The sequence below is a fragment of the Methanoregula sp. genome (genome assembly GCF_002835825.1).
Taxonomy (GTDB): Archaea; Halobacteriota; Methanomicrobia; order Methanomicrobiales; family Methanospirillaceae; genus Methanoregula.
Window position 1 is genome coordinate 1 of the sequence record NZ_PIZH01000130.1, and the last position, 5,584, is coordinate 5,584.

4 protein-coding genes are annotated in these 5,584 nt (G+C 57.8%); 3 read left to right on the forward strand and 1 reads right to left on the reverse strand.

Annotated features, from left to right (window positions below; genetic code table 11):
- Nucleotides 1-218 precede the first annotated feature (218 nt).
- A complete protein-coding gene (thiC, locus tag CW742_RS06160) occupies nt 219-1,496 on the reverse strand; it encodes a phosphomethylpyrimidine synthase ThiC (RefSeq protein ID WP_292417938.1) in 1,278 nt (425 codons plus the stop codon).
- A gap of 256 nt (nt 1,497-1,752) precedes the next feature.
- Here thiC and CW742_RS06165 point away from each other — a divergent pair, with 256 nt between their 5' ends.
- From CW742_RS06165 to CW742_RS06175, 3 genes are all read left to right on the forward strand, one after another.
- Entirely contained in the window at nt 1,753-4,143 is a 2,391-nt protein-coding gene (locus CW742_RS06165) for a CDC48 family AAA ATPase (RefSeq protein ID WP_292417940.1), read from the forward strand.
- Nucleotides 4,144-4,171: 28 nt separating this feature from the next.
- Nucleotides 4,172-4,627 carry an Hsp20/alpha crystallin family protein gene (locus CW742_RS06170; protein ID WP_292417943.1) on the forward strand — a complete coding sequence of 152 codons (456 nt, stop codon included), beginning with the start codon at nt 4,172-4,174 and terminating at the stop codon, nt 4,625-4,627.
- Between the two features lie 325 nt (nt 4,628-4,952).
- Nucleotides 4,953-5,584, forward strand: a 632-nt coding sequence (locus tag CW742_RS06175) for a fructose-1,6-bisphosphatase (RefSeq protein WP_292417946.1), incomplete at its 3' end; no start/stop codon positions are given.

The following is a 5,584-nucleotide window of genomic DNA, read 5'->3' on the forward strand; positions in this document are numbered from 1 at the left end:
CCGCAGGGGGCAGCCTCGCAAAAAGATTGTGCAGACCGCGTGGCCCCGCCAGTCAGTTGTCGAGATCGGGACAAAGCCGCCGAAATTCACCCTGATAGGATCACCGTGCCGGAATATTTATTGCCGGGGTTATTTGAGTGTATTGCGACCGCTTGTGGCCCATGCCCCTCTATCAGGAACACCGGCAAAAAAAGTGCGTGGCAAAAAAAGGGAGAGGATCAGAAATCGAAGTGTTTGCTGACGATCTTGAGTGCACAGTAGTCGCCGCACATTGTGCATCCGTCAGTGTCTGCGGGCATCCGCTCTGACCGGATCTTCCTTGCCTGTGCCGGGTTCATCGCAACAGCGAACTGGCGTTCCCAGTCAAGGTCGCGGCGGGCATGACCCATCTCGAGATCGAGATCCCGGGTCTTTTTCAACTTGACCATGTCGCCGACATGGGCAGCAATCCGCGAACTGATAACACCTTCATAGACCTCTTCAGGAGTCGGGAGCGCGAGGTGCTCGGCCGGGGTGACGTAGCAGATGAAGTCAGCGCCAAGCGAAGAGGATATGGCTGCGCCGATAGCGGCTACCCTGTCGTCGTAACCGGGTGCGATGTCAGTGACAATGGGACCGAGCATGTAAAACGGCTTGTTGTTCGTTACCCGCTTCATCAGGGTGACGTTTGCTGCGATCTCGTCAATCGGGACATGGCCGGGGCCTTCGACAATGACCGGTACGTTCTCCTTGTGGGCCTTGTCGGCGAGTTCCGCGTTGATGAGGAGCTCCTGGATACCGGCACGGTCGGTTGCATCGTGGATTGCGCCGGCCCGCATACCATTGCCCATCGAGAGGGTTACCTCGTGCTCCTTCATGATCTCGAGGAGATAGTCGAACTCCGAGTAAAGCGGGTTCTCCTTCTCGTTGTGGAGCATCCATGCGGTCATGAATGCTCCGCCCCGGGAGACAAGCCCGCCGTGGCGGCCCTGGTTCTTCAGGCGCTTGACCGTTTCCCAGTTGATGCCTGTGTGGATGGCCATGAAGTTCGTGCCGGCCTTTGCCTGTTCTGCCGTGATGCGGAAGAGGTCGTCTTCCTTCATGTTGACAACGGCCCCGTCCTTAATCGCGGCCTCGATGAATGCCTGGTACAGGGGGACGCAGCCAACGGAAAGCGTGGTGTTGGCTATGACCTGGCGGCGGATCTCCATGAAGTCGCCCCCGGTCGAGAGTTCCATGAGGGTGTCGGCACCGGCGAGTTCGGCCTGCTTCGCCTTCTCGATCTCTTCGGGGATATTGACAATATCGGTCGAAGTCCCGATTGAGGCGTTCACCTTGGTCCGGAGCCCTTCGCCGATACCGCAGATCTTCACTTTACGGTAGGGGGAGGTCGGGATAACGATATGCCCGCCGGCAACGCCGCGGCGGACAAAGTCTTCGGTGACCCCTTCCTGCTTTGCGACGATCTTCATCTCTTCGGTAATGATGCCCTTCTTGGCATCCGCGACAATACTCATGGCATACTGGTTGCCGTAAAGACCAGATAAAGGCTTGTTTTTTCGATTCTGGATTAAATCTGGCTTGTTATGTAAACAAGTAAAGTTGAATTGGAATAACGCAGTTTATTTTGTGTTCAATTCTGCCACGGAAATGGTGGGAATGGGCGGGCTCTGCCGTATTTTCCCGAATTATGGGGACTGGGTTCGTGCACAATCTTTATATATTGTAGAGCACTAACTAATGGTAAACCTTGATTGAACGAGGTGTTTTACGATGACAGAAAAGGATTACTCCGAAGTTACGGTAAAGGAGGCTGCACACGACGATGCCGGTCGCGGGATTGCACGCCTTAGCATTGAGGTGATGAAGAAGATCGGTCTCGTCTCTGGTGACGTGATCGAGATCCAGGGGAAGAAGAAAGCCGCTGCCATTGTCTGGCCGGGGTTCGCCCAGGATACCGGGTTTGGCATCCTCCGCATTGACGGAAATATCCGCGGGAACGCGAGCACGGGTATTGACGAGAAGGTCAAGATCTCCAAGTCGGAGGCGGAATATGCGAAGAAGATCGTTGTCCAGCCTACCCAACCGATCCGTCTCGTTGGGGGTGAGCAGTACCTTTCCCGCGTGTTGCGCGGGCGGCCGGTGATGGAAGGTCAGGCTGTCCGCGTGGACGCGATCGGGAATTCCATCACGCTTGTCATCACGAAGGTTGCTCCCAAGGGCATGGTCATTGTAACCGATGACACCGAGATCGAGCTCAAGGAGGAGGCCTACAAGCCTGAAGAGGGCAAGCAGGAGATGTCAGATATCCACTACGAGGATATCGGCGGCCTTGGCCGCGAGCTCCAGCTGGTCCGCGAGATGATCGAGCTCCCGCTCCGCCACCCGGAGATCTTTGAGCGCCTGGGGATCCAGCCGCCGAAGGGTGTACTGCTCTACGGCCCGCCTGGCACCGGCAAGACCCTGATAGCCAAGGCGGTCGCAAACGAAGTGGATGCCCACTTCATCACGCTCTCCGGCCCGGAGATCATGAGCAAGTACTACGGCGAGAGCGAGAAAGGCCTGCGCGAGAAGTTCGAGGAGGCGCAACAGAACGCGCCCGCCATCATCTTCATCGATGAGATAGACTCGATCGCACCCAAGCGTGCGGAAGTGCAGGGCGAAGTAGAACGGCGTGTAGTCGCACAGCTGCTCTCCCTCATGGACGGCCTCAAGGGCAGGGGGCAGGTCATCGTTATCGCGGCAACCAACCTCCCCGACTCCATCGACCCTGCGCTACGGCGCGGCGGGCGGTTCGACCGGGAGATCGAGATCGGCATCCCGGACAAGAAAGGCCGGATGGAGATCTTCCAGGTCCACAGCCGCGGTGTTCCGCTTGCAGACGATGTAAAGATCGAGGAGTACGCCAACACCACCCATGGCTTTGTCGGAGCCGATATCGCGCTGCTGGTCAAGGAAGCCGCGATGCATGCACTCCGGAAGATCATTCCCCAGATCAAGATTGACGAGGACATCCCGGCAGAGGTACTGGATGCACTGCGGGTCACGAACGAAGACTTTGCCGAGGCACGGAAACACGTGGAACCGTCGGCAATGCGCGAGGTGCTGGTCGAAGTGCCGGATATCACCTGGAAGCAGGTGGGTGGCCTCGAGGACGTGAAACAGGAGCTGCGGGAGGCTGTCGAGTGGCCGCTGAAGTTCCCCGATGTCTTCGAGCGGCTCCAGACCAAGCCCCCGAAGGGCATCCTGATGTTCGGTCCGCCCGGCACTGGTAAGACACTACTCGCAAAGGCCGTCGCAAATGAGAGCGAATGCAACTTCATCGCGGTGAAGGGTCCCGAGCTCCTGTCAAAGTGGGTCGGCGAATCAGAGAAGGGCGTGCGGGAGATCTTCCGGAAAGCCCGGCAGGCGTCCCCGTCGATCATCTTCTTCGATGAGATCGATGCCCTGGTTCCCAAGCGCGGGAGCTACCAGGGATCCTCGCACGTAACCGAGAGCGTGGTCTCCCAGATCCTGACCGAGCTCGACGGTATGGAGGAACTCAAGAATGTCACCGTGCTTGCGGCCACCAACCGGCCGGACATGCTGGACGATGCCCTGCTTCGGCCTGGCCGGCTCGAGCGGCATATCTGGGTACCGGCACCCGATGAAGAGAGCCGGAAGAAGATCTTTGAGGTCTACCTGGGCGGGGACACCGGAAACATCCTCTCGAAGGATGTTGAAGTCGATGCGCTCGTGAAACAGACCGAAGGGTATGTCGGTGCCGATATCGAGGCGCTGGTCCGCGAGGCCAAGATGGCCGCGATGCGTGACTTCATTGTCCAGATGGGCGGACGGAGCGAGCAGGAGCGAAAAGACGCGATCAAGAACGTCATGCTCACCCGGGCGCACTTCGATACCGCGCTCCTGAAGGTGAAGGGGTCGCTCGACGCAGAGACCCTGGAGAAGTCCGAACGGCAGGCATGGGAGATGCTCTACAACCAGGAGCAGCGCACCGCCCTCGACAAGGCCTCCATGCTGTTGTCCCGTGCCGGGATGGCCCACAAGAAGGCCGATGAAAAACTCACCGCAGATCTCCGCACGGCCGTGTATGCACGGGAGAAGGACTTTGCTGAGCTTAAGAAGCTCACGGAGTCGCTGGAAAAGAAACTGGAGAAGGCGTGAGGCAAAAGCAGACAACGAGGTGAAAAAGATGAAAGGAGATCCCATGGATATGTTCGACCAGATGGACGAGATGTTCGCACGGCTCTTCTCGCAGATGAGCCGGGACATGTCGACCAGCGGATCAAAAATGTACGGCTACCACATTGTCATCGACAATGGCAACGGGCCCGGGGATGTGACGGAATTCCAGCCCGCACTCCCCCGCAGCACCGGTGAACCGGTTGCCGAAGTCCATCATATCGGTAACGAGACGATGGTCATCGCTGAGCTGCCCGGTATAACGGGGGACTCGGTCCGGCTGGACCTGAAGGGCACGACCCTCGTTATCGATGCCGGAGATGCAGACATCCATTACCATACAACCGCCGAAGTTGTGGGTGTGGACCCTGCGACAATGAAAAGGTCGCTGAAAAACGGCGTGCTGGAGGTAACCTTCGGCAACCTGCCGGAGAATGAGAAAGGAACAGGTGCTCCCGGTAAGTGACCGGGACAATTCAATTTTTGGTTTTTGTCCATAGAAATCCTGTTTGGGAATGTGTTAGATGGGGATGGAGCCACGGGCGCTCGGGGTTTTCCGACCCTCGCCCCGTGGAACTTGGTTGTACTCGAGCCTTGAAAAAATGAAAAGAGGGGTCAAGGGGGCTTGCCTCCTTGAGCTGCCCCCACCCTATCCACTTTTTCCGTGAACCTTCACGTTTTTCATCAATAATAATCCTGATAAAGATCGCAGCCAAACGACTACATACCTGAGGGGTCCCAATCGACCCCCCTGCGGCTGAATATTCTTTTGATTGGGATGGCGGTATACCATGAAACTCAAAGAATTCCTTGAACGGGAAGGAACGGAGAAGAACCTTTCGGAACTGATCCTCTTTTTAGCAAGCCGGGCCCCTGCCATCAGGAGAGGTTTCCTGGTTGCGGGCGGGAAGGCTAAGGACGGTGGGAAGACAAAGAACGTGTATGGCGAGGAGCAGCAGCCCCTTGACAAGTACGCGGACTCTGTTTTCGTGGACGGGATACGGGAGTCCCGGCTTGCCCGCTATGTTGCCACCGAGGAGCAGGAGACGATCGTGGAGGTGAAGGAACCCAAGGCACAGTTCGGCGTGGTCATCGACCCCCTTGACGGATCCTCCCTGATCGATGTGAACCTCTGCGTGGGCACCATCATCGGGATCTATCCCGGTCACGTGCTGGCAAAGGGATCTACGATGGTTGCGGCCATGTACCTGCTCTACGGGCCGCTCACGAGCCTGACCTATACCACGGGAAAAGGGGTGCACGAGGTTGTCATGGACGAGTCGGGCGAGGTCGTGCTCCGCCAGCGGGCCCTGAAGATACCCGATGGCAAGGTCTTTGCTCCCGGGGCCCTCCGGAAGGACTGGCTCTCGCCCCCTCCAAAAGGTATCGCCCACCTCGCGCAGGACGCGTACAAGCTCCGGTT